Source organism: Arthrobacter sp. BG5 (assembly GCF_056680155.1).
On record NZ_CM155268.1, the window covers coordinates 2225373 to 2242967 of the forward strand.

The window sequence follows — 17595 nt, forward strand, 5'->3', positions numbered from 1 at the left end:
GCCCCATGGACCGGATCACGCTGAGTGGTGTCACCGCCGTCGGGCACCACGGAGTGTTCGACTTCGAACGCCGGGACGGCCAGCCGTTCGTCGTCGACGCCGTGCTGCACCTGGACTTCGGCAAGGCCGCGGCGAGTGACGACGTGCGGGACACCGCGCACTACGGCGAGGTGGCCGAGTGCATCCGCGGCTGGATCACCGGTACCCCGCAGAACCTGATTGAAGCCCTCGCGGTGCGGATCGCCGACGATGTGCTGCTGCGCTTCCCGGTGGCCGCGGTGGACATCACCGTGCACAAACCCAAGGCCCCGATCCAGGTCGACTTCGGCGACGTGTCCGTCAGCGTGCACCGGGAACGGCCATGAGCCCGCACGCCGCCCCCTACACGCGCGCCGTGATCGCGCTTGGCAGCAACCTGGGGGAGCGCAACGACACGCTTTCCGCCGCCGTCGCCGACCTCGTCGACCCGCCCGAGGTACGGCTGCTGGCCATCTCGCCGATCGTACAGACCAAGGCCGTCGGCGGCCCGCCGGACCAGCCGGACTTCCTGAACATGGTGATCGCCGTGGAAACCTCGCTGTCCCCGGAGGAACTGCTGCGGCACTGCCACGCGGTGGAACAAAAGCACTTCCGGGTCCGCGAGGTCCGCTGGGGTCCGCGCACCCTCGACGTGGACATCATCACCTACGGCGAGCTGGTCAGCTCCGACCCCGACCTGACGCTCCCGCATCCACGCGCCGCGGAGCGCGCCTTTGTGCTCTATCCCTGGTCCCTGATCGAGCCCGCGGCCGAGCTGAACGGGGAACGGGTGGGCGACCTCGCCGCCAAGGCCGCCGACTTCCCCGACCTCGTGCCGTTCGACGGTTTCGAGGAACTCAAAGGCACGGCCGGAGTGGTGGAGGCGCCGTGAAACCAATCAGCCCGCTTCTGCTGCTCGTCATCGGAGTCGCCCTCGCCGTCCTGGGCTGGCTCGCCAGCCTGATGACCGCCCGCTACGGGTTGAACACCCCGGTGCTGCCGCTGACCGGGCTGATCACCATGGGCGTGATCGTGGCCGTCACCCTGATCCTGGGCATCCGCGTGCTGCGCTGGCGCAACGGGAAAAAGAAGAAAATGCTCAACCCGATCCTGGCCGCGTGGACCCTCGTCCTCGCCCAGGCCTGCGCTTACACCGGGACCGTGCTGCTGGGCTGGCACGCCGGGATTTTCCTGGACCAGCTGCGGCTTTGGTCCGTGCGCAGCGGGCAGTCCATTACCTGGGAGACGCTGTCCATGGCCGGCGGCGGCCTCGTTATGGTGGTGGTGGGCCTCGTGGTGGAGCGGTTCTGCCGGATTCCCCCGGAGGACGGCGACGCCGAGGGGACCCCCGGGCTGCAGGGCAAGCGCGGCAAACCCGAGGCCGAAGGCGAATATGCATACCGAGGCGATTGACCCTCCTGGGGTGGCCTGGCTGCGGGTTTCCCCGCGCTACGTCACCGTGCGGATGGCGGCCTGGGCGCTGGGCAACGCGGCCGCCGTCGCGGTCCTTTCGCTGCCCCTCGTCCTGGTTCTCACCGGCGTGTGGGACTGGCCGCCGCTCTGGCTCGCCGTCGCGCTGCCCGCCGCTGCCCTCGTGCTGGCCCTCTGGCGGCTGGTCCTCATCCCGCGCCAGGTGCGCTCCATCGGTTACGCCGAACGCGAGGACGACCTCCTGATCCGGCGTGGCATCTTTTTCCAGCGCGTCCTGGTGGTGCCGTACGGCAGGATGCAATACGTGGACATCGGCGCCGGCCCGGTGGAACGCGGCCTGGGCCTGTGCACCCTCAAGCTTCACACCGCCTCGGCCGGGACCAGCGCGGAGATCCCCGGCCTGCCCGCGGCGGAGGGGGCGCGGCTCCGCGAACAGCTGTCCGCCCGCGGCGAGGCCCGTCTGGCCGGGCTGTGAGCGCCGCCGGGGACAGCTGGCAGCGCGTTCATCCAGCCTCCCCGTTCGTCCGGGGCTGGGTGGCGCTGGCAGCGATGTTCTTCTTTTTCGGACGCGACGCCTTCGAACGGCTGCTCCAGGGCGGCCCGGTCTTCGACGATCGGCTCGCCGGGAGGGCGCCGTGGCTGGTGCTCGGCGGCGGCACGGTGCTGCTGCTGACCGTTATCGGCTTTGTCCTGAGCTGGTACTTCACCCGCTACCAGGTGGCTGACGGGTACGTGCGGGTCAACACCGGGGTGCTGTTCAAGCAGCAACGCCAGGCCAGGCTGGACCGGGTCCAGGCGATCGACGTCGTGCAGCCTTTGCTGGCACGGATTTTCGGGCTCGCTGAGCTCCGGTTCGAGGTCGCCGACGCCGGAACGTCCGCAGTGCACCTCGCCTACCTGCGCGCGGACGAGGCCCGCCAACTCCGCGCGACCATCCTGGCCAGCGCCTCCGGTGCCGCTGGTGCCACCGTAGGCACCCGCGCCCCCGGTGCCGCGGCGGGGCTGGAAGCACCGGGCCAGCTGGCCGCAGCCGCGGTGGAAGCGCCGGAACGGGTGGTGCTGACCGTGCCGCCGCAACGCCTGGCGGGGTCGCTGGTGCTGAGCGAGCAGAGCGTCTTCATTGTCCTCGGCGCCGTGGCCTCGGTGCTGCTCTCGGCCGTCACGGAAAACCGCAGCTTCTTCCTGTACCTGATCCCCGCCGGCCTGGGCCTGGTCGCGGCGTACTGGAACTCCTTCAACAAGGGCTACAACTTCACCGCCGCCATTTCCCCGGACGGCATCCGGCTGCGCTACGGCCTGCTGGACACCCAGGCCCAGACACTGCCGCCGGGACGGATCCAGGCCCTGCGCATCAGCCAGCCGCCGCTCTGGCGGATCTTCGGCTGGTACCGGATGCAGGTCAACGTGGCCGGTTATGGAACGGCCGGCGGCAACGGCGAGGGCTCCTCCCGGACCACCCTGCTGCCGGTCGGAACGCTGGCAGAGGTGTTCATCATGCTCTCACTGGTCCTGCCCGACCCCGGCACCCGGGACCCCGTGCGCGTCTTCACCGCAGGCCTGAAGGGCCTGGCGCCCTCCGGCGGTCCGGCGGCACGGGATGACGACGGCGGCGGTCCGGCAACCCCCGACGACGGCGGCTTCGTCACCACACCGGCGCGGGCGCGGGCGCTTGCCCCGCTGGGCTGGCGGCGCAACGGCTTCGCCGCCACCGACACCGCGCTGCTGATCCGGTCCGGCCGCTGGTGGCGCCAGCTCGTGCTGGTCCCGCACCAGCGCACCCAGTCGATCGCGCTGCAGCAGGGGCCGCTGGCCCGGCGTTTCCGGGTGGCGGACCTCGTCCTGCACACCACCGCGGGGCCGGTGGCGCCGCGGCTGGTCCAGGCCGGCCTGAACGAGGGCCGGGCCCTGCTCGACGCGCAGGCGGCCCGGGCCCGGAGCGCGCGGAAACTGCAGACCAGTGAACACTGGCTCGGGGCGGCCGCACCGCTCGCGCACGAACCACTCGCGCACGACCGTCTCGACCACGAACCGAAGGAAGGGCCGCAGCATGGCTAAGCCAGGACGCCTCGGCGTCGGAATCATCGGAGCCGGCAAGGTGGGAGCCGTCCTGGGGGCGGCGCTGCGCGCAGCCGAGCACGCCGTCGTCGGGGTCTCCGCCGTCTCGGACGCAAGCCGCGAACGCGCGGAAACCCTGCTGCCCGGTGTCCCCGTCCTCGAGGTGCAGGACATTGTGGAGCGTGCCGAACTGGTGCTGCTGGCGGTCCCCGACGATGCGCTCGGCCCCCTCGTAGAAGGCCTCGCGAAACTCGGCGCCTGGCAGCCCGGCCAGCTCGTTGCCCACACGTCCGGGCGGTTCGGCGTCGGCATCCTGCGCCCGATCCGGGCCGCGGGGGCAATCCCGCTGGCGCTGCACCCGGCCATGACCTTCACCGGGATGAGCCTGGACCTCACCCGGCTGCTGGATTGCAGCTTCGGTGTGACGGCCGACCCGGCGATGCTGCCGATCGCGCAGGCGCTCGTGGTGGAGATGGGCGCCGAGCCGGTCGCGATCGCCGAGGGCGACCGCACGGTCTACCACGCGGCCCTGGCCCACGGCTCGAACCATCTGGTCACCCTCGTGGCCCAGGCGTCCGAACTGCTGCGCGAGGTGGGCGTCGAAGCACCCGAGCGCATGCTGGGGCCCCTGCTGCGCGCCAGCCTGGAGAACGCCCTGGCCTCGGGCGAGTCTGCGCTGACCGGACCGGTGTCCCGCGGCGACGTGGGAACTGTCGCCGCGCACTCGGAGGCCCTGCGGGAACTCGACGGTGGGTCCGGCGGCGATATTCTGGAGGCGTACCTGGCCATGGCACGGGCAACGGCCCGCCGCGCGGGCAGCCGCGGGCTGTTGAAGCCGGACCAAATTGAGGGCATCCGGCGGGCTCTCGAGGGCCCCGACGCCGATGCCCCGATTCCTGAGGAAGGACCCTGAGATGGCAATCCAGCTCGTGACCACGGCTGCCCGGCTGCGCGCCGAGAGCGCCCGCCTGCTCACCGAGAAACGCGGCACCTCGCAGGGGCTCGTGCCGACGATGGGCGCCCTGCACGAGGGACATGCCCAGCTGGCGCGCACCGCCGTCGCGCAAAACGACGTTGTGGTGGCGAGTATCTTCGTCAACCCGCTGCAATTCGGCGAGGCCGTGGACCTCGAACGGTACCCGCGCACGCTGGAGGCGGACCTGGCCCTGCTCGAGGCCGAAGGCGTCGACCTCGCCTTCGCGCCCGCGGTGGAGGAGGTGTACCCGGGCGGGGAACCCCTGGTGCGGATCACCTCGGGCGTGCTGGGGGACAAGTGGGAGGGCGCCTCCCGGCCCGGGCACTTCGACGGCGCCCTGACGGTGGTGGCGAAGCTGCTGCACTACGGGCTACCCGCGCTGGGACAGAGCACGTACCGGGCCTACTTCGGCCAGAAGGACGCCCAGCAGCTGGCCCTCGTGAAGCGCATGGTGGCTGACCTGAACTTCCCGGTGGAGATCGTCCCGGTGCCGATTGTGCGGTCCCCGGACGGGCTGGCGCTCTCCAGCCGGAACCGTTTCCTCTCGGCCGAGGAGCGCGAAGCGGCCCTGGTGCTGTCCCGGGCACTGCGGCTGGTCGAGGAGCGGGCCAACGCGCACGAACCCCTTGACCTGGACTCCGCGCGGGCGCTGGTGGAGTCCCAGCCCCTCGTGGAACTGGACTACTTCGACGTCGTGGATCCGCGCACCCTCGAGCCGCTCGCCGAGAACTGCCGGGAGACCCCGTTCCGCGGCGAGGGCCTGGTCCTGATCGCGGCCAAGGTCGGCCCGGTGCGGCTGATCGACAACGTGCCGCTGGACTCCTGACCCCCTAGAAGCCGGAGGAGGCAACGCGCGGTCACCTAGCGCCCGTCCGGCGGCCCACCGTGGGCCGGGACTGACCCCGCGTTGTTTTCCCGCGGCGGGAATTACTGCCGCCCGGCACGGGTTGGAAATCGTAGTGGCGACATAGTTCGCCGAAACCCAACGTCGACTCCCAAGGGGATTCCCATGCCAGCAGATGCCCCTTCCAACGTCCAAGACAGCCTGGCCCCGCCGACCCGGACCGACGCCGCCGCCCCCGCGGCAGCGCAGCGCGGTGAGGCACCCGCGGCGCCGGAGAAGCTGTCCCGGGAATCCGTCACCATCATCGCCACCCTGCTGGTAGCCACCTTCGTGGTGATCCTCAACGAGACCATCATGAACGTCGCCCTGCAGCGGCTGATGGTGGACCTGCGGGTGGACGCTCCCACCGTGCAGTGGCTGTCCACCGGCTTTATGCTGACCATGGCCGTGGTCATTCCCACCACCGGTTTCATCCTGCAGCGGCTCTCCACCCGGGCGGTCTTTATGCTGGCGATGGGGCTGTTTTCCGCGGGCACCCTGCTGGCGTCCCTCGCACCTGGCTTTGAAATCCTGCTGCTGGCCAGAATTATCCAGGCCGGCGGCACCGCGATCATGCTGCCGCTGCTGATGACCACCATCCTCACCCTGGTCCCGGTCTCCCGTCGCGGCGCCGTCATGGGCAACGTAAGCATCGCGATCTCGGTGGCACCGGCCATGGGACCGACGGTTTCCGGAATGATCCTGCAGCACTTTTCCTGGCGGTTCATGTTCGTGTTCGTCCTCCCCATCGCGCTGCTCGCGTTCGGCATCGGTGCCCGGTTCCTGAGGAACATCGGCGAAAAAGAGAAAACCCGGCTGGACGTGCTGTCGGTGGTCCTTTCTGTCCCGGCCTTCGGCGGGGTTGTCTACGGACTGAGCCAGATCGGCGGCGGGGGCGGTGCCGGCGCCCCGGCGGTCGCGGCGCTCGCCGTCGGCGTCGTGGCGCTGCTGGCCTTTGTCCTGCGCCAGCTCAGGCTGCAGAAGGCCGAGGCGCCGCTGCTGGACCTGCGCGCGTTCAACTTCCGGATGTTCACCGTGTCCGTGCTGCTGCTGGTGGTGGCGATGATTGCGCTGTTCGGCGCCGTGATCCTGCTGCCGCTGTACCTGCAGGAGATCCGGGGCCTGAAGTCGCTCGAGACAGGCCTCGTCCTGCTGCCGGGCGGCCTGGCGATGGGTCTGCTGGGCCCGGTCATCGGCAGGCTCTTCGACAAGGTGGGTCCGTTGCCGCTGACGGTGACCGGGTCCGTCATGATGGTGCTCTCGCTCTGGCAGTTCTCCAGGCTGGACAGCCAGACGCCGGTGGGCTGGATCATCGCGCTGCATGTGGCGCTGAGCCTGGGTCTGGCGCTGCTGTTTACGCCTGCCTTCACCACGGGGCTGAACCCGTTGCCGCCGCACCTGTACTCCCACGGGTCGGCCATCATGAGCACCCTGCAGCAGGTCGCGGGTGCGGCGGGCACAGCGCTGCTGGTCTCCATCTTCGCGGCCGTCTCGGCCGGCTCCGGTATCGTCGCCGGCATGCACGCGGCGTTCCTGACCGCGGCCGCCATCGCACTCGCCGCCGTCGTGCTGTCCCTGCTGATGCGCAAGACCGACGGCGCGGCAGCCCCGGGCGGCCACTGACCCGGCAGCTGCTAGCCGGCGAAGAACTCGCTGAGTTCGGCGATGAGCTTGTCCGGCGCCTTGTTGACCCCGTCGTGGCCCATGCCCGGCAGGATGGTGTAGCTGGAACCGGAGAGCACGTCGTGGATCTGCCCGCAGGCCACACCGAAGTACGCCGGGCTCTTCTCGCCCACGATGATCAGCGTCTCCAGCGGCAGCTCCAGGAACGGCTCGGCCGGCATGTCCGCGGCGATGATCGCCTTGATCTCGCGGACGCCGGTCTTCATCAGCTCGCGCAGCTGCTTGCCGACCGGGGTGCCGGCGGTGAGCTTGTTCGCCAGCGTCAGCATCGACAGCGGCATCCGGGACAGCGCGCTTCCGGTCTCCAGGCCGCGGACCAGCACGGCGAGGGCGCGGTCGTCGTCGCCCGCCGCCGTGAGCCGCTCGTATTCGGCAGTCCAGTCCGCCGTGACGCTGTGGTTCACCGAGACGGCCGGGTCGTACACGGCCAGCCGTTCCACCGGCAGGGTGCGGGCCGCGTGCAGCGCCACCGCGCCGCCGAAGCTGTGCCCGAAGACGTCGGTACTGGCGGTGTGCTTCATCACGGCATCTAGGTCACGGATGTCCACGTCCAGCGTGTAGTCCTCCGGCTGCGGTGAGGACGAGCCACGGCCGCGGCGGTTAAACGTGTGCACCGGGCGGCCCAGGGCGGCGCTGAGCTTCTGCGCGAACCGGGTGTAGTCGGCGGCCGTCACCATTGAGGCCGGGACGACGACGACGCCGGAACCCGCCGCGGCGAGCTCCGCGCCCGTGCTGAAAAGCTCAAGGGTTCCGCCGTCGGGGGTTCTGATGTTCTCGCGGGTCATGCTCCGAGCCTAGCCGAGGCGCCCGGAACCGCACAGCGGGGAGCGGCTAGCCCAGCCGGCCGCCGGAGATCTCCAGGTAGCATGATCCGCACAGCGACTCGTACCAGGCGTCCTGCCCGTCGATGGCCACCTGGTCGCCGTCGAACACCACTTCATCGCCGATCCGGCGGGTGTTGAAGATGGCCTTGCGGCCGCAGCGGCAGATCGTCTTGAGCTCCTCCAGGGTATGCGCGATTTCCAGCAGCCGGAGCGAACCGGGGAAGGCGCGGGTCCGGAAATCGGTGCGGATGCCGTAGGCGAGCACGGGAACGTTGTCCAGCACGGCGATCCGGAACAGATCGTCCACCTGCTCCGGCTCAAGGAACTGGGCCTCATCCACCAGCAGGCAGGCCACGGGCGGCGTGTCCACGTGCTGCAGCAGGGCATCTGGGTCATCCCCGTGGGCGTGCGCGGAGAACAGCTGCCGGGCGGACGCCCCGGCGGGGATCAGGAAGTCCACCGAGCGGGTCATCCCCAGCCGGGACACGACGTCGGTGTCGCCCTTGGTGTCGATGTCCGGTTTGGCGAGCACCACCCGCTGGCCGCGCTCCTCATAGTTGAACGCTGCCTGCAGCAGGCCCGTCGACTTGCCGGAGTTCATCGCGCCGTAGCGGAAGTAAAGCTTGGCCAAGGGGGTCCTTTCGACATAGGTCGCCCCCGATTCTAGTGCCAGACGTCCAATGCCAGACGTCAGCGGGCCGGCCGCAGCCGCCGCCGCACCTGTAGCCGTGCCGGGCCGGAAGCGTCGCCGCCGAGCAGGAACCTGGCGGCGATGACCGCCAGCCGGCGGTTCCCCGGGCGGATCGGTCCTTCGTGCAGCTGGCCCGGCACCACCGCGAACTCGATCGCGGGGACCGCCGCGGCGAGCTGCCGTCCGGTTTCGGCGAAGTAGTCCGGGCTCCACCCCCCGGTGAGCATCAGCGTGGGGGTCCCGACGCCGGCAAAGTCGCCCAGCTCGGCGTCGGCGGCCAGCACGGCGCGCATTTCCGCGACGGCGGTGGGCAGCAGCGCCCGCATTTCGGCGCCCAGGGTGGTCCGCGCGGAGAGGATGCTGAGCATCCGCAGGGCACCCAGCGGCAGCCGGGACACCGGGCCCGCGGTTTCCAGCCCCTGGACCAGGTGGGCCCAGGCGTGGTCAAGCTCCCCGGCGGCCACCGACCGTTCCAGCTCCGGGCGCCAGCGGCTGGTCAGGCTCCCGGCCAGGGACACGGCCGCGTCATAGGTGACCAGGCGGCGGATCGGGACGCTGCGCGCGGCCTGCAGCGCCACGAAACCGCCGTAGCTGTGCGCGACGACGTCCGTGGAGCCGGTCCGGCGCAGCACGGCGGCCAGGTCGGCCACCTCCGTGGCGGCGGAGTAGTCCGCGGGCTGCGGCGAGGAACCGGCCCGGCCGCGGCGGTTGTAGCAGTGCACCGGGCGGCCCAGCAGCCGGCTCAGGCTCCGCGCGAACGAACGGTAAAGCGCGTCCGTGACCAGGGTCCCATGCACCAGCACGACGCCGGTCCCCGCCGCCGCTGTCGGGGCGGGCTTGGGTGCCGCGTCCGGGGCCGGGGCCGGAGCGGGCCGGACGGTGTGCAGCTCGAGGTGCCCCTCGCCGTCGTCGGTCCGAATCGTCCACGTCTCCATAGCTGTGAGTCTATTCCCGGTCCTTTCCCGCCCCCGCCGCACCGGCGGAGGGCCAACTCCCGGTAAACTTGGGGATTGTGACTTCCCAAAACACCCCCGCCCCGAACTCCGCCGAGCACTCCGACGCCAGCGAACAGACGCTGGTCCGCATGGAAAAGCGCGCCAAGCTGATCGAACGTGGCATCGAGGCGTACCCGGTGGGAGTCGAGCGCACCCACTCGCTGACGGATATCCGTGAAAAGTACGCACACCTCGTAGCCGACGAGACCACCGGCGACGTCGTCGGCGTGACCGGCCGCATCGTCTTCATCCGCAACACCGGCAAGCTATGCTTCGCCACCCTGCAGGAGGGCGGCCTCGACGGCAAGGCCGTGCGGTTGCAGGTCATGCTCAGCCTGGCCAACATCGGTGAGGAAGCGCTCGCGGACTGGAAGTCCCTCGTTGACCTCGGCGACCACGTCTTCATCAAGGGCGAAGTCATCTCCTCGCGCCGCGGCGAGCTCTCCGTGATGGCCGAGTCGTGGTCCATGGCGTCCAAGGCGCTGAGGCCGCTGCCGGTGCTGCACGCCGAGCTCAACGAGGAAACCCGCGTCCGGCAGCGCTACGTGGACCTGATCGTCCGCGACGAGGCCCGCGAAATGGTCTACACCCGGGCCGCGATCACCCGTTCCATCCGCGAAACCCTGCACCGCCAGGGCTACGTCGAGGTGGAAACCCCGATGCTGCAGCTGGTGCACGGCGGCGCTACGGCCCGTCCGTTCGAGACCCACATGAACGCGTTCGATCAGAAGATGACCCTGCGGATCGCCACCGAGCTGTACCTCAAGCGCACGGTGGTCGGCGGGATCGACCGGGTCTACGACATGGGCCGGGTCTTCCGCAACGAGGGCGTTGACTCCACGCACAGCCCCGAATTCACCACCCTGGAGAGCTACGAGGCGTGGGCCGACCAGTTCGTTATGGCGGACCGCATCAAGGAGATCATCCTCGACGCCGCCGACGCCGCCGGCGTGGGCCGGGTGCTGCAGACCGAGGCCGGCGAGATCAACCTCGACGGCGACTGGGCCTGGATGGCCGTGTACCCGGGCCTCTCCGACTTCGTCGGCCAGGAGATCACCCCGGAAACGCCGGTCACGGAGCTGCTGGCCCTCGCCGCGAAGCACGAGGTCAAGGTCGACGCCGGCTGGGACGCCGAGAAGCTCGTGGTCGAGCTCTTCGGCGAACTGGTCGAACCGACCCTGCTCAACCCCACCTTTGTCTATGACTACCCGCCCTCCGCGCAGCCGCTGGCCCGCCACCACCGTGAGGACAACCGGCTGATCGAAGCCTGGGACCTGATCATCGGCGGGATGGAGCGTGGCACCGCCTTCTCCGAACTGATCGACCCGGTGATCCAGCGCGAACGGCTCACCGAGCAGTCCCGCCGTTCGGCCGCCGGCGACGTCGAAGCCATGCAGCTGGACGAGGACTTCCTCCGCGCCCTTGAATACGGTGCGCCGCCGATGGGCGGCATCGGCCTGGGCATCGACCGGCTGGTCATGCTCTTCACCGGCGCCGGCATCCGCGAGACCATTCTCTTCCCGCTGCTCAAGCCCGAGGGCCACTGATCATGGAATACATTGCCGTCCTGCTCCCGTCCGTGGTGGTCGGGCTCATCTTCTGGTTCGCCATGAAGGCAATTTTCAACGCCGATAAATCCGAGCGCCAGGCGGAGGCCCGCGCCCAGGCGGAGGCCGCAGCCCGTGGTACGGAAGAGAATCCCGCCACCGGAAACGGGCATTCCCCCGACCAGCGCTAAAAAGCGCGGGTGTTTCCCTCCTGCGGATTTTCTTTGGGATGGCATTTCCGCTTTGACTCCCGGCCATAAAACGATGGATACTTTTTACAGATACATCCTGCTTTTCTAAATACTCATACTTTTGAAAAGAGAGTTTTTATGGCACAGAAAGTTAAAATCATCCTCGTTGATGATCTGGATGGGGGATCCGCGGACGAAACTGTCCGGTTTGGCCTGGACGGCGTCAGTTATGAAATTGACCTGTCCTCAAGCAATGCGTCGGAACTCCGCTCGGCGGTCGAGCGGTACGTGGCCCACGCCCGTAAAACATCAAGCGGCCGCGCAACCCGGACAAAAGTCTCGGGCGGCCGTAATCAGGACTCGGCTCAGATCCGTCAATGGGCCCGGGACAACGGCTATGCGGTAAACAGCCGCGGCCGTATCCAGGCTGAAATTCAGGAAGCCTACCAAAAGGCAAATTCCTAGCACGGCCTGGCTGCCCGCGGTTCGACTCGGCGCCGCGACGCAATTGACACCAACAAAGCCCCCGTCTTCCGGCGGGGGCTTTGTCATGTCCGGCCGGGGGTTCCGGCCGTGCCGCTGCTCATGTCCGGCCGCGCGTGCTGACCGTGCCGCTGCGTTCCAGCCCGGTTGTTGGCCGGCCAAGCGGCTGACACGCCGGAACACGCCGGTCCCGGGCCGGCCCCGGCGGGAAGAACCGGGCAGGAGCCGCCGGGCCGAGCCGGGGATGGCTGCGGGCGTGCCGCGGGCAGCCGCGTGGGTCCGGGAGGGGGTGCGCAGGGTGTCCCGGTTTCCCCCGTGGCGAACAAGCCACAAATCTGCAACTCCGCCACGTAGCATCAAAGTACGTCGTAGCTAGGAGTGTGGCGAAATGTTTGAGCGATTTACGGACCGTGCCCGTCGCGTAGTTGTGCTTGCCCAAGAAGAGGCACGCATGCTGAACCACAATTACATCGGTACCGAACACATCCTCTTGGGCCTGATCCATGAGGGTGAAGGTGTTGCCGCCAAAGCCCTCGAGTCCCTGAGCATCTCGCTCGACGGTGTCCGCGAGCAGGTGCAGGAGATCATCGGCCAGGGCCAGCAGGCCCCGTCCGGCCACATCCCGTTCACCCCGCGCGCCAAGAAGGTGCTGGAGCTCTCGCTGCGCGAGGCCCTGCAGCTGGGCCACAACTACATCGGCACCGAGCACATCCTGCTCGGCCTCATCCGCGAGGGTGAAGGTGTGGCAGCCCAGGTGCTGGTCAAGCTCGGAGCGGACCTGAACCGCGTCCGGCAGCAGGTCATCCAGCTGCTCTCCGGCTACCAGGGCAAGGAAACCACCGGCGCAGGCGTTGGCTCCGGCCAGGCCGAAGGCACCCCCGCCGGTTCGGTCGTCCTCGACCAGTTCGGCCGCAACCTGACCCAGGCCGCCCGGGAGAACAAGCTGGACCCGGTGATCGGCCGCGAGCAGGAAATGGAACGCGTCATGCAGGTCCTTTCCCGCCGCACCAAGAACAACCCGGTGCTGATCGGCGAACCCGGCGTCGGCAAGACCGCCGTCGTCGAGGGCCTGGCCCAGGCGATCGTCCGCGGCGACGTGCCGGAGACCATCAAGGACAAGCAGCTGTACACGCTGGACCTCGGGTCCCTCGTGGCCGGCTCCCGCTACCGCGGCGACTTCGAAGAGCGCCTCAAGAAGGTGCTCAAGGAGATCCGCACCCGCGGCGACATCATCCTGTTCATCGATGAGATCCACACCCTCGTGGGTGCCGGCGCCGCCGAAGGTGCCATCGATGCGGCCTCGATCCTGAAGCCCATGCTGGCCCGCGGCGAGCTCCAGACCATCGGTGCGACCACGCTGGATGAATACCGCAAGCACATCGAGAAGGATGCCGCCCTGGAGCGCCGCTTCCAGCCGATCCAGGTCAAGGAGCCCTCCGTCGCCGACGCGATCGAGATCCTCAAGGGCCTGCGTGACCGCTACGAGGCGCACCACCGCGTCACCATCACCGACGGCGCCCTCGCCTCGGCGGCCAGCCTCTCCGAGCGCTACATCTCGGACCGCTTCCTGCCGGACAAGGCGATCGACCTGATCGACGAGGCCGGTGCCCGGCTGCGCATCCGCCGGATGACCGCCCCGCCCGAGCTCAAGGTCATGGACGAGAAGATCGCGGCCATGAAACTGGAGAAGGAATCCGCGATCGACGCGCAGGACTTCGAAGGCGCCGCGTCGCTGCGCGACAAGGAGCAGAAGCTCATTGCCGAGCGCGCCGAAAAGGAACGCCAGTGGAAGACCGGCGGCATGGACGACATCTCCGAGGTGGATGAGGATCTCATCGCCGAGGTGCTGGCGAACTCCACCGGCATCCCGGTCTTCAAGCTGACCGAGGAAGAGTCCTCGCGCCTGCTGAAGATGGAAGACGAACTGCACAAGCGTGTGGTCGGCCAGAACGAGGCCATCAAGGCCCTGTCCCAGGCGATCCGCCGCACCCGTGCCGGCCTGAAGGACCCGAAGCGTCCGGGCGGCTCGTTCATCTTCGCCGGGCCCACCGGCGTCGGCAAGACCGAGCTGGCCAAGGCACTCGCGGAGTTCCTGTTCGGCGAGGAAGACGCGCTGATCACGCTGGACATGTCCGAGTACTCGGAGAAGCACACCGTCTCCCGGCTCTTCGGTGCCCCTCCGGGCTACGTGGGCTACGAGGAGGGCGGCCAGCTGACCGAGAAGGTCCGTCGTCGTCCGTTCTCCGTGGTGCTGTTCGACGAAGTGGAGAAGGCGCACGCCGACCTCTTCAACTCCCTGCTGCAGATCCTGGAAGACGGCCGCCTGACCGACTCCCAGGGCCGCGTGGTGGACTTCAAGAACACCGTGATCATCATGACCACGAACCTCGGCACCCGGGACATCTCCAAGAGCGTCGCCACCGGCTTCCAGTCCGGCACGGACACGCAGACCGGCTACAACCGGATGCGCGCCCGGGTCACGGAGGAGCTCAAGCAGCACTTCCGCCCCGAGTTCCTGAACCGTGTTGACGACGTGGTGGTCTTCCCGCAGCTGACCCAGGACGAGATCATCGAGATCGTGGACCTGTTCGTCAACCGCTTGGAGAAGCGCCTCAAGGACAAGGACATGGGCATCGAGCTCACGCCCGCGGCCAAGGTGCTCCTGGCCACCCGCGGCTACGACCCCGCGATGGGTGCCCGGCCGCTGCGCCGCACCATCCAGCGCGAGATCGAGGATCAGCTCTCCGAGAAGATCCTTTTCGGCGAACTGCACGCCGGCGACATCGTGGTGGTGGACGTGGAAGGCGAAGGCGACGACGCGAAGTTCACCTTCGCCGGCAACGCTAAGCCGCGCATCCCGGAGATCGCTCCGAGCGTCTAGGCGCCAAGGTATAAGGTTCCAAGCAGAAGGCTCCGGCCGCTTCCTTCAGGGAGGCGGCCGGGGCCTTTTTGTTGCCCGCGCGCGGGCCGGCGGCGGGAGCGGGTCGCCGCGCATTGTCGCTCGCGCGTTGTGGCTGGGCGGCTTGCGCGGCGCTGCTCGCCCGGCGCGGTCAGGCGGTAACGGTGATCCATTCGCCGTCGATGGCGGCCTTCAACTTGCCCAGCGGCGCCTGGGCCGGGCCGTTGACCACGCTCCCGTCGGCTCCCTTGAACGAAGAACCATGGCACGGGCATTCGAAGTCTTGGCCGGCCGGCGCTACCGGGCAGCCGGCATGCGTGCAGGCCGCGTCGTACGCCAGCACGGTCTTGTCATCCTGCCGGAAGACCACCACCGTTTTGCCGTTGACGCTGCCGGTGGCCGTGCTGCCCACCTTCACCTCGCTGAGCTTGCCGATCCGGACCGGTGTGCCGGCCGGGACCGAGGGGCCGGCCGCCGTCGTTGCGGGGGCGCCGGAGGGCGAAGCCGCGCACGCCGAGAGGGCCAAGGCGCCACCCCCGATGGCGCCGGCACCAAGCAGAATGGAGCGTCGGGGCAGGGACTTTTCAGGGTTCATGCCCCCATCATGCCAACTCTGCCTGAAAGCCCGCTGCGATTCCCGGGGAGCTCCCAGTCTGAAAGCAGTGTTTCACTCTGAGTGAACGGGGTGTGATCCCGGGCACAAGCGGTGTTGAATCGGGGGCATGGCTTCTTCTGACACGCAGACCCCGGGCGAGCACCCCGAGACCCCTTTCCACGACCTGGACCACTACCTCGCCATCCCGAGGGTCAGCGGCCTGGCGTTGAGCCCCGACGGCGGACGGCTCGTCACCACCGTGGCCACGCTGAACGACAAGGGCACGGAATTCCGCACGGCGCTGTGGGAACTGGACCCCGAGGGTAAAAAGCAGGCCCGGCGGATCACCCGCAGCGCCAAGGGCGAGGCCGGCGCCGTGTTCGCCACGGACGGCAGCCTGTACTTCACCTCCGCGCGTCCGGACCCCGAGAGCCCGGATGCCGAGCCGGTCAACGCGCTCTGGGTCCTTCCGTCCGACGGCGGGGAGGCCCGCGTCGCGCTTTCCCGCGCCGGCGGCGTCGGGAGCCTCCTGGCGGCGAAGCAGGCCGACGCCCTCTTCCTCACGGCGTCCGTGCTCGCCGGATCCACCGACGAGGACAATGACGAGGAGCGCCGCAAGGACCGCAAGGACAACAAGGTCGCCGCAATCCTGCACAGCGGTTACCCGGTGCGGTATTGGGACTCGGACCTGGGCCCCGCGCAGCCGCGGCTGTTCGCCGTCGAGCCCGGCCCGGAGCCGGAGCCCGGCAAGCCCGCGACGGTCGACGCCGTCCCGCCGGTCAAACTGCGCAACCTGACCCCGGACGCCGGGAACGGGCTCCGCGAGGCGGAGACCGTCGTCAGTCCGGACGGGAAAACCCTCTACAGCAGCTTCACCAAACCGCTCGCCAACGCCGACTCGCGCACCGTGCTGGTGGCGGTCGACGTCGCCACCGGCACCCGCCGGACCCTGTTGGACACCGAGGGCATGAGCTACTTCCCCGGTCCGGTCAGCCCCGACGGCCGCACCCTTGCGGTGCTGAGCGAGACCGAGACGACCCCGGAGCAGGCGCCGCAGATCAGACTGCACCTGCTCGACGTCTCGGGCGGCGGCGCCGCTGGCGGCGCGGGCCTGACGCCGCTCGCGCCGGAGTGGGACCGCTGGCCGCACCCGGCGGCCTGGCTGCCGGACGGCTCGGCCCTGCTCGTGACGGCTGATGAGGACGGGGCGTCCCCGGTGTTCCGGATCAGCGTCCCCGGGACGGACGGCGGAGACTCCGCCCCGGTACGGCTGACGGCGGACACAGCCGCCTACACCGACGTCGCCGTCTCCCCGGACGGAAGCACCGCCTACGCGATGCGCAGCTCCTACGAATTCCCGGCGGAGGCCGTCCGGATCGACCTGGCTGGCGGCGACGTTACCCGGTTGCCGGCCCCGGCGGAGCGTCCGGTCTATCACGGCACGCTCGAACGGGTGGAAACGACCTCGGCCACCGGCCACCGCGTCCCGGCGTACCTGGCCCTGCCGGAAGGCGCCTCGGCCGGAAATCCGGCTCCGCTGCTGCTCTGGATCCACGGCGGTCCGCTGGGATCCTGGAACGCCTGGACCTGGCGCTGGAACCCGTGGCTGCTCGTGGCTAGGGGCTACGCGGTGCTGCTGCCGGACCCGGCCCTGTCGACCGGCTACGGCCAGGACCACATCCAGCGGGGCTGGGGCGAGTGGGGCAAGGCGCCCTTCCTGGACCTGATGGCGATCACCGATGCCGTCGAGCAGCGCACCGACATCGACGAGACACGCACCGCGGCCATGGGCGGATCGTTCGGCGGCTATATGGCCAACTGGGTGGCGGGCCAGACGGACCGGTTCAAGGCGATCGTCACGCACGCCAGCCTTTGGGCCCTGGACCAGTTCGGCCCCACCACGGACTCCGCGCAGTACTGGCTCAAGGAAATGACGGCCGAGATGGCTGCGGAGAACTCGCCGCACCTGCACGTGGAGAACATCCGCACGCCCATGCTGGTCATCCACGGGGACAAGGACTACCGGGTACCGATCGGGGAGGGGCTGCGGCTCTGGTACGAGCTGCTCTCCAAATCCCAGCTCGCGGCCGACGAGAACGGCGAGACCGACCACCGCTTCCTCTACTTCCCGGACGAGAACCACTGGATCCTGCAGCCGCAGCACGCCAAGGTCTGGTACGGCGTCGTCGAGCACTTCCTGGCCAAGAACCTGCTGGACAAGGACCTCCCCGTCCCCGACGGGCTCGGTCTCTGACCCCTGCCCCGGCCTTGGCCGCCCCGGTTTGGGCCCCCGGTCTGGGGACAGGGCGGGGGCGGGGCGGCCC

Annotated in this window: 17 protein-coding genes; 13 read left to right on the forward strand and 4 right to left on the reverse strand. The window is 69.2% G+C overall.

Translation table 11 applies throughout. The features are described from left to right. Nucleotides 1-5: 5 nt before the first annotated feature. From folB to AC1MBE_RS10355, 8 genes are all read left to right on the forward strand, one after another. Entirely contained in the window at nt 6-365 is a 360-nt protein-coding gene (gene folB, locus AC1MBE_RS10320) for a dihydroneopterin aldolase (RefSeq protein WP_479777930.1), read from the forward strand. Next, entirely contained in the window at nt 362-910 is a 549-nt protein-coding gene (folK, locus tag AC1MBE_RS10325) for a 2-amino-4-hydroxy-6-hydroxymethyldihydropteridine diphosphokinase (RefSeq protein ID WP_479777932.1), read from the forward strand. Before folB ends, folK begins: the two co-directional genes overlap by 4 nt. Next, nucleotides 907-1431, forward strand: coding sequence for a DUF3180 domain-containing protein (locus AC1MBE_RS10330; protein ID WP_479777934.1), 525 nt, complete (start codon nt 907-909; stop codon nt 1429-1431). The genes folK and AC1MBE_RS10330 overlap by 4 nt, the downstream gene beginning before the upstream one ends. After that, nucleotides 1412-1924: a PH domain-containing protein gene (locus AC1MBE_RS10335; protein ID WP_479777936.1), complete on the forward strand. Its 513-nt coding sequence runs from the start codon at nt 1412-1414 to the stop codon at nt 1922-1924. Before AC1MBE_RS10330 ends, AC1MBE_RS10335 begins: the two co-directional genes overlap by 20 nt. Continuing rightward, nucleotides 1921-3504 carry a PH domain-containing protein gene (locus AC1MBE_RS10340; protein ID WP_479777938.1) on the forward strand — a complete coding sequence of 528 codons (1584 nt, stop codon included), beginning with the start codon at nt 1921-1923 and terminating at the stop codon, nt 3502-3504. Before AC1MBE_RS10335 ends, AC1MBE_RS10340 begins: the two co-directional genes overlap by 4 nt. Beyond that, complete coding sequence (locus AC1MBE_RS10345; RefSeq protein ID WP_479777940.1) at nt 3497-4417, forward strand: Rossmann-like and DUF2520 domain-containing protein; 921 nt, start codon at nt 3497-3499, stop codon at nt 4415-4417. Before AC1MBE_RS10340 ends, AC1MBE_RS10345 begins: the two co-directional genes overlap by 8 nt. 1 nt (nt 4418) lies before the next feature. Beyond that, complete coding sequence (panC, locus tag AC1MBE_RS10350) at nt 4419-5306, forward strand: pantoate--beta-alanine ligase (protein ID WP_479777942.1); 888 nt, start codon at nt 4419-4421, stop codon at nt 5304-5306. Nucleotides 5307-5489: 183 nt separating this feature from the next. Further along, nucleotides 5490-6986 (forward strand): MDR family MFS transporter, encoded by a 1497-nt coding sequence (locus AC1MBE_RS10355; protein ID WP_479777944.1) that lies wholly within the window; start codon nt 5490-5492, stop codon nt 6984-6986. Nucleotides 6987-6997: 11 nt separating this feature from the next. Here AC1MBE_RS10355 and AC1MBE_RS10360 read toward each other — a convergent pair whose 3' ends face one another. Genes AC1MBE_RS10360 through AC1MBE_RS10370 form a run of 3 tightly spaced genes read right to left on the reverse strand, consistent with a single transcriptional unit; the run spans nt 6998 to nt 9496 of the window. Further along, nucleotides 6998-7831 (reverse strand): alpha/beta fold hydrolase, encoded by an 834-nt coding sequence (locus AC1MBE_RS10360; protein ID WP_175323913.1) that lies wholly within the window; start codon nt 7829-7831, stop codon nt 6998-7000. A 46-nt stretch (nt 7832-7877) separates the two neighbouring features. Further along, complete coding sequence (locus AC1MBE_RS10365; RefSeq protein WP_479777947.1) at nt 7878-8501, reverse strand: thymidine kinase; 624 nt, start codon at nt 8499-8501, stop codon at nt 7878-7880. 59 nt (nt 8502-8560) lie between these two features. Further along, entirely contained in the window at nt 8561-9496 is a 936-nt protein-coding gene (locus AC1MBE_RS10370) for an alpha/beta fold hydrolase (RefSeq protein WP_479777949.1), read from the reverse strand. Nucleotides 9497-9573: 77 nt separating this feature from the next. Between AC1MBE_RS10370 and lysS the strand changes: the two genes are divergently transcribed. The 4 genes from lysS to AC1MBE_RS10390 all read left to right on the forward strand — a co-directional run bounded on the left by lysS (nt 9574) and on the right by AC1MBE_RS10390 (nt 14658). Next, a complete protein-coding gene (gene lysS / locus AC1MBE_RS10375) occupies nt 9574-11103 on the forward strand; it encodes a lysine--tRNA ligase (protein ID WP_479777951.1) in 1530 nt (509 codons plus the stop codon). 2 nt (nt 11104-11105) lie between these two features. Further along, nucleotides 11106-11294, forward strand: coding sequence for a hypothetical protein (locus AC1MBE_RS10380; RefSeq protein WP_479777953.1), 189 nt, complete (start codon nt 11106-11108; stop codon nt 11292-11294). Nucleotides 11295-11432: 138 nt separating this feature from the next. Further along, nucleotides 11433-11759: a histone-like nucleoid-structuring protein Lsr2 gene (locus AC1MBE_RS10385; protein WP_479777954.1), complete on the forward strand. Its 327-nt coding sequence runs from the start codon at nt 11433-11435 to the stop codon at nt 11757-11759. A gap of 406 nt (nt 11760-12165) precedes the next feature. After that, on the forward strand, nt 12166-14658 hold the full coding sequence (locus tag AC1MBE_RS10390) for an ATP-dependent Clp protease ATP-binding subunit (RefSeq protein ID WP_479777956.1): 2493 nt from the start codon (nt 12166-12168) through the stop codon (nt 14656-14658). 169 nt (nt 14659-14827) lie between these two features. Here AC1MBE_RS10390 and AC1MBE_RS10395 read toward each other — a convergent pair whose 3' ends face one another. Continuing rightward, nucleotides 14828-15271 carry a QcrA and Rieske domain-containing protein gene (locus AC1MBE_RS10395; RefSeq protein WP_479777958.1) on the reverse strand — a complete coding sequence of 148 codons (444 nt, stop codon included), beginning with the start codon at nt 15269-15271 and terminating at the stop codon, nt 14828-14830. A gap of 127 nt (nt 15272-15398) precedes the next feature. Here AC1MBE_RS10395 and AC1MBE_RS10400 point away from each other — a divergent pair, with 127 nt between their 5' ends. Further along, nucleotides 15399-17525: a S9 family peptidase gene (locus AC1MBE_RS10400; protein WP_479777960.1), complete on the forward strand. Its 2127-nt coding sequence runs from the start codon at nt 15399-15401 to the stop codon at nt 17523-17525. The last annotated feature ends 70 nt before the right edge of the window (nt 17526-17595 follow it).

Excerpts from the sequence above, each read along its gene's own strand:
- folB (WP_479777930.1), top strand. The coding sequence starts at position 6 with ATGGACCGGATCACGCTGAGTGGTGTCACCGCCGTCGGGCACCACGGA.
- folK (WP_479777932.1), top strand. The coding sequence starts at position 362 with ATGAGCCCGCACGCCGCCCCCTACACGCGCGCCGTGATCGCGCTTGGC.
- AC1MBE_RS10335 (WP_479777936.1), top strand. The coding sequence starts at position 1,412 with ATGCATACCGAGGCGATTGACCCTCCTGGGGTGGCCTGGCTGCGGGTT.
- AC1MBE_RS10345 (WP_479777940.1), top strand. The coding sequence starts at position 3,497 with ATGGCTAAGCCAGGACGCCTCGGCGTCGGAATCATCGGAGCCGGCAAG.
- panC (WP_479777942.1), top strand. The coding sequence starts at position 4,419 with ATGGCAATCCAGCTCGTGACCACGGCTGCCCGGCTGCGCGCCGAGAGC.
- AC1MBE_RS10355 (WP_479777944.1), top strand. The coding sequence starts at position 5,490 with ATGCCAGCAGATGCCCCTTCCAACGTCCAAGACAGCCTGGCCCCGCCG.
- AC1MBE_RS10360 (WP_175323913.1), bottom strand. The coding sequence starts at position 7,831 with ATGACCCGCGAGAACATCAGAACCCCCGACGGCGGAACCCTTGAGCTT.
- AC1MBE_RS10370 (WP_479777949.1), bottom strand. The coding sequence starts at position 9,496 with ATGGAGACGTGGACGATTCGGACCGACGACGGCGAGGGGCACCTCGAG.
- AC1MBE_RS10380 (WP_479777953.1), top strand. The coding sequence starts at position 11,106 with ATGGAATACATTGCCGTCCTGCTCCCGTCCGTGGTGGTCGGGCTCATC.
- AC1MBE_RS10385 (WP_479777954.1), top strand. The coding sequence starts at position 11,433 with ATGGCACAGAAAGTTAAAATCATCCTCGTTGATGATCTGGATGGGGGA.
- AC1MBE_RS10390 (WP_479777956.1), top strand. The coding sequence starts at position 12,166 with ATGTTTGAGCGATTTACGGACCGTGCCCGTCGCGTAGTTGTGCTTGCC.
- AC1MBE_RS10395 (WP_479777958.1), bottom strand. The coding sequence starts at position 15,271 with ATGAACCCTGAAAAGTCCCTGCCCCGACGCTCCATTCTGCTTGGTGCC.
- AC1MBE_RS10400 (WP_479777960.1), top strand. The coding sequence starts at position 15,399 with ATGGCTTCTTCTGACACGCAGACCCCGGGCGAGCACCCCGAGACCCCT.